The sequence below is a fragment of the Streptomyces sp. NPDC057623 genome (assembly GCF_042800355.1).
GTDB lineage: Bacteria > Actinomycetota > Actinomycetes > Streptomycetales > Streptomycetaceae > Streptomyces.
Genome location: NZ_JBHVGZ010000155.1, coordinates 1 through 5,014 on the forward strand (window position 1 = coordinate 1; position 5,014 = coordinate 5,014).

The 5,014-nt window shown below is 69.5% G+C and carries 5 protein-coding genes; 1 reads left to right on the forward strand and 4 read right to left on the reverse strand.

Translation table 11 applies throughout. The annotated features are described in order from the left end of the window. Window positions 1–111: 111 nt before the first annotated feature. The 4 genes from ACFU95_RS50650 to ACFU95_RS50665 all read right to left on the reverse strand — a co-directional run bounded on the left by ACFU95_RS50650 (window position 112) and on the right by ACFU95_RS50665 (window position 3,997). Window positions 112–1,101 (reverse strand): macro domain-containing protein, encoded by a 990-nt coding sequence (locus ACFU95_RS50650; RefSeq protein ID WP_383844622.1) that lies wholly within the window; start codon window positions 1,099–1,101, stop codon window positions 112–114. A gap of 37 nt (window positions 1,102–1,138) precedes the next feature. Beyond that, window positions 1,139–1,996, reverse strand: coding sequence for an SDR family oxidoreductase (locus ACFU95_RS50655; RefSeq protein WP_383844625.1), 858 nt, complete (start codon window positions 1,994–1,996; stop codon window positions 1,139–1,141). After that, complete coding sequence (locus ACFU95_RS50660; RefSeq protein WP_383844628.1) at window positions 1,980–2,891, reverse strand: NAD-dependent protein deacetylase of SIR2 family; 912 nt, start codon at window positions 2,889–2,891, stop codon at window positions 1,980–1,982. Before ACFU95_RS50660 ends, ACFU95_RS50655 begins: the two co-directional genes overlap by 17 nt. Before the next feature lie 521 nt (window positions 2,892–3,412). After that, entirely contained in the window at window positions 3,413–3,997 is a 585-nt protein-coding gene (locus ACFU95_RS50665; protein WP_383844631.1) for a TetR/AcrR family transcriptional regulator, read from the reverse strand. Between the two features lie 345 nt (window positions 3,998–4,342). Here ACFU95_RS50665 and ACFU95_RS50670 point away from each other — a divergent pair, with 345 nt between their 5' ends. After that, window positions 4,343–4,573, forward strand: coding sequence for a hypothetical protein (locus ACFU95_RS50670; RefSeq protein ID WP_383844634.1), 231 nt, complete (start codon window positions 4,343–4,345; stop codon window positions 4,571–4,573). Window positions 4,574–5,014 lie beyond the last annotated feature (441 nt).

Genomic DNA, 5,014 nt, shown 5'->3' on the forward strand with positions numbered 1-5,014 from the left:
GGACCCTCAGCAAGTCCTATCGTTGCAGGTCAAGGGCACTTTCCGTGTTTCTGATCAACTCTTGGACAGCCCACCTCGTGAAAGCGCGAGGCTAGTCGCTGCGCAGTCTTGTCACGGCTGCCTGGTCCGAACTGCCCCCGAGGCCAGGGCCGCCCGGTAGACGTCCCGGTCGTCGTCGCTGAACACAGTGAAGACCACACGGTCCAGTCGGCCAGGATGGGCTTCGAGCCAGTCGGCCACGGTCCGCAGCGCGATGCGGGCGGCCGGAGCCTTCGGGTAGCCGAAGACACCGGTGCTGATGGCGCAGAACGCCACCGTACGGACGGGCTCGACCTCGGCCGCGACGTCCAGGCAGGCGCGGTAGGCCGAGGCGAGAGCGCGTTCGTGCCTCGCGTCCGGCGGGCCGTCCACGATGGGACCGACGGTGTGCAGGACGTATCGGGCCGGGAGGAGGTATCCGCGGGTGATCTTGGCTGTCCCCGTCGGTTCCGGGCCGTTCTGCAGGCCCATGATCAGGTGGCAGTCGTCGCGCAGCCGCGGGCCCGCGGCGTTGTGGATGGCGTTGTCGATGCAGGCGTGCCGTGGGACGAAGCAGCCCAGCAGGGCGTTGTTGGCGGCGTTGACGATCGCGTCGGCCGCGAGGGTGGTGATGTCGCCTTGCCACAGCGCCGTCCGGTCGGCTGCCGGGTAGGACGTGCCCGGGAACGTCTCGGCGATGCTGGGGAGCCGACCCGCGTCCACGAGGGGACGGGCCAGGCGTTCGCCGCCGAGGAGGGCGTCCAGTTCGGCCGCGGCGCCGTCGGGAAGCGGGCCGGGACCGCGGACGGTCAGCAGGGCCCTGAGCGCCCCGCGGGTCGTCGCGAAGTCGGCCTCGCGAAGCTTGCGCACCGTGTCGCCGCTCAGTCCGAGCCGTGACACGGCCGGGTCGCCGCTCAGCAGGCCGAGCGCCTCGTGGATGTGCCCGAGGAGTCGGTCGGCCGGGGCCGGCGGGGCGGCGGCCCGGAAGGGCTGGTCCAGTGCGACGGCCGCACGGTAGGTGTCCAGGGGTAGCCCGGCGGAAGGTCCGGCGTGGTTCGCTGTGCCGGGGCGAGGGGTGGTCATGTGTGCTCCAGCGGGACGGTACGGGACGGTCGACGGTTCAGGATCGGCTCGCGCGGACGACGTCGGCGAGGGGAGTGGCGGGGTGGCCGGTGAGGCGGGGGACGGCGTCGCTGACACCGTCGAGCCGGCCGGAGGCGATGGCCGTGTAGGTGGACACCCAGGCGTCGAGCTGCCACTGCGGGACGCCGGAGGAGGCGCGGGAAGCGTACGCCTCCTCGACGGTCTCGGGCTGGTACGTGATGGTGCGTCCCTGCACCTCGGACAGGACGGCGGCGGCCTCGTCCAGCGTCAGGGACTCCGGGCCGGTGAGGTCGTAGGTGACATCGGCGTGGTCGGCCGGACGGGCGAGGATCGCGGCGGCCGCGTCGGCGATGTCGTCCTGGGCGACGAAGGCCGCCCGCCCCTGCCCGGCCGGTCCCCGGATGACACCGTCGGCACCGACCAGCTCCGGGACGAGCTCCGCGTAGAAGTTGTCACGCAGAAAGGTGTGAGTGAGGCCGAGGGCCCGGATGCGCTCCTCGGTGTGGAAGTGGTCGCGCGCCAGGGTGAAGGCGGCGTCGGGCGCGGCACCGAAGAAGGACACGTACACCAGGTGCTCGACGCCCGCCTCCGCAACGGCATCCACGAATGCCCGGTGTTGGGAGAGCCGGTCGGCGCTCTCGGGAGCGGACACCATGAATACGGTCCTCGCACCGCTCAGTGCGCGCAGGACCGAGTCGCGGTCGCCGTAGTCGCCCCGGACCCGTGTGGCGCCGGGCAGCCGGGGAGCCCGCTCCGGGGTGCGCACCAGTAGCCTCTGCGGCACACCCCGCGAGGCCAGGCGGCGGGCGACACGTCCTCCCAGACGCCCGGTGGCGCCGGTGACGACCAGTGTCGGTTCAGACAGATCGGTCATCGCTGAGCTCGCTTCCGGACAGTGCGTCGAGGAGGTCGTCCGCCCCGAACGGCACGGCCAGGGCGCGATTGCCGAGATCGTCGGGGACGTCCGGGTGGCCGGGATTGACGCGCACCAGGCGGGCTCCGGGGGAGTGGCGAACGATGTTCTCGCCGGGCCGGCGGATCACGCCCGGAGTATTGAAACCGGCGCCGAACTCCAGGACGAGCAGGCGGGCATCGCCGGGCGCGTCGTCGAGCCACCGCGTCAGCCGGTCCCAGGCCGGCATGAAAGCGCCGTCGACGAACTCGGGTCCCACCCGCACGTTGGGGAACACGTCCGCGCCGCAGTTGGGGCACACGGGCAGGGCGGCCGGATCGGTCACCCGCCCCGATTCCCGGTCGTACGCGGCGATGATCCGGTCGTAGAACGGCTTGCTGTCCCAGGTCTCCTGTGCGCACGGGACCGTGCACTGCAGTCGGCCGTAGTCACCCTGGGGGGTGAAGATCCGGTCCTGGTCGAAGCCGTTGCGCGCGAACAGCGCGTCGACGTTCGAGGTCATCACCCAGTGGTCACGGTCCCCGACCAGCTCGCGCAGCCGCCGGTAGAGGGCGTTGGGGCGGGTGCCGAACCGGATGTCGTCGATGTGGACGGCCCAGTAGCCCCACATCATGTCCGCAGGCAGCGGCACGCCCAACAGGTACCGGGAGCGCAGCCCGAGCCGGTACAACGCCGGGAGCAATTCCCTGAACCGCCCGGCGTCGCCGTAGTCGTAGCCGGCGGCGGCACTCAGACCGGCACCGGCCGTGATCAGGACACGGTCGGCCTCGCCGAGCCAGGTACGTAGCGTGTCGGCTGCCGCCCGGAGGCCGGAGGGCAGCGGGAATTCGTTGTGGGTGTCGTACTGGGTGGTCATCCGCGAGGTCCCTTCCGCCGCGGCGTACGTGCCCGCCTGCGGCTTCACCCAACGTAACGGGGAAAGCGGCCCGGAACCGGGTCGGATCGAGACCGGCCATGGTCAGAACCAGACAGCGTGCGGCTCGCACACCTTCCCCGATGCGCAATCGCCTCCCGCACGGCCGCGCTCGGCGTGTCCGTCACCCCGAGGCCGAGCGGGTACGCCGCCTACCGCGGCCTCGCGCCGGCCGTGCTGCTCGACGAACTCGGTGACACGCACACTGCCTGGCTCGGCCACGCGAGACGAGACAGAACCGAGGAGCTCTCCCGGCGATCCCGAGGACGTTCGCCGGGCCTTCGCGGACTAGGACTCCAGGATCCGCCATGCGCTCTCGGCTGCGGACTTGGTGACGCTGCTCGGGTTCTACGACCGCCCGGTCCGGACAGGCTCAACTTCGATCGAGCTGCGTTGCTCGGAGATGCCGCTCACTGGCTGGGAACGGGTAGGTCCCACCGTGTGATCATCGGGGCAGCGTGCTCTCAGGCGTCCGGCAGCCAGGGGGCGAGTGCGGCGTCGACTACGCTCACCATCATTTCCTTGGTGAGTGGGACGCCGAGCATGAACCGCTGGAACAACAGTGGGCCGAGGATCCGGGAGACAACCTCCCTCGCGTGTTCCTCGATGCCGGGGCGGAATTCGCCGCGTGCGGCGGCGCCGGAGAGTGCCTCGGCGAACTGCTCGTCGGCGCGACCGAACATGTCCTCGCGGAGGAGCCGCACAGCTTCATCCCGTTCCGCGCGTTCGATGATGGTGGCGATGATCGACGCGGCGACGGGTTTGTTCAGCCAGTCGGCCTGTACTTCCAGGTGGGCCAACAGTTGGTCGCGGACCGGACCGTGATCCGGCGTGATCAAGGGGCGGGCGTCGGTGGCCAGCGTATCGAGGAGCAGGGTGTCCAGGTCGGGCCAGTGGCGGTAGACGGTGGCCCGACCCACTCCCGCGCGTTCGGCGACGGCGGCGTGGGTGACCTGTTCCGGTCCACCCTCCACAAGGAGTTCGGTGGCGGCCGCCAGGGCTGCGGCGCGGCTGCGGAGGGCGCGGGGGTCGTTGCTGGACCGGGACATGGGGGCACCTCATCACCAAAAAGCCTGCGAGACGCCTCGACTCGCAGCGTCTCTCCGTTGCACACGATCTCACGGTGAGGTGCACCTTGACCTCCCCGTTTCCTCCACCAAAACCAACTCTGAGACATATTGACTCACTGATGTTTTGCGATCTAGTCTGTCTCACAGGTTCGCGGTACAGGAAACGCCCAGGAGGGCGTCCGGCAGTCCCTGTCGGACCCTAGGAGTCCCTGTGCGGCAGTGCTTCCCGGACGGCCGTAGCGCGCTCGTGGACCTTCACACCCTGCGACGCGAACCCACAGTTGGTTCGCCGCGCAGTTCCCCCACAGAACAGAAAGAAGAATCATGGGCAAGAAACTCTCCCTGGTGGCCGCGAGCGTCGCGGCCACCGTCGGAATCGTGCTCGCGGCCGCTTCTCCTGCTGCCGCGGCCACGGCGATCGGTTACTACGATTCCGCGCTTGAATGTGCTACCGCTCTGTCCAAGTACAACGGCGATTCCGAATACCACTGCGAGGAGACCGTCGGCAACGACGTGCCGGGGAGGTGGGTCCTCCTCCGCGGCATGTCCCAGTGACAGCGGCGGGGTGACCCGTCGACATGGGGCGGGCGCCTGTCTGCGTCCGCCCCGCCTTCAGCCGAAGCGCGTGCCGTCTCCTGCGGGAATCGCGCATCCCGCTCACGATGCGGGCCGGTTGGTCGGGAATCATGCAGGACCTTTCGAGAGTTACTGCCGACCGCTCTTTCCGAGCCCTCGGCGCAAGCGAAGAGGCGGTCAGCCACGTGATCCCCGGCGCGCCGCTCCCCCCCATTACCTTTTTGGTAGCCCCGCAATGGGGCGCCCGGCCTTCGGAGTTGGCATGACTTTCTCCCCCTGTCGACCGCATGTCTTGGGGGGTGGTGTCACCGACTCCGGAGGCATCGACAGACCGCTGATTAGCGCCTCTGTGTGTCAAGCGGCCGTAGGAAGTTGGCTCCGTTGATCGCGCTTCATGATCCGATAGACAACGTTGGACAA

What these genes read in the sequence shown, in the direction of transcription:
- ACFU95_RS50655 (WP_383844625.1), bottom strand. Translation starts at nt 1,996, where the DNA reads ATGACCGATCTGTCTGAACCGACACTGGTCGTCACCGGCGCCACCGGG.
- ACFU95_RS50665 (WP_383844631.1), bottom strand. Translation starts at nt 3,997, where the DNA reads ATGTCCCGGTCCAGCAACGACCCCCGCGCCCTCCGCAGCCGCGCCGCA.
- ACFU95_RS50660 (WP_383844628.1), bottom strand. Translation starts at nt 2,891, where the DNA reads ATGACCACCCAGTACGACACCCACAACGAATTCCCGCTGCCCTCCGGC.
- ACFU95_RS50670 (WP_383844634.1), top strand. Translation starts at nt 4,343, where the DNA reads ATGGGCAAGAAACTCTCCCTGGTGGCCGCGAGCGTCGCGGCCACCGTC.
- ACFU95_RS50650 (WP_383844622.1), bottom strand. Translation starts at nt 1,101, where the DNA reads ATGACCACCCCTCGCCCCGGCACAGCGAACCACGCCGGACCTTCCGCC.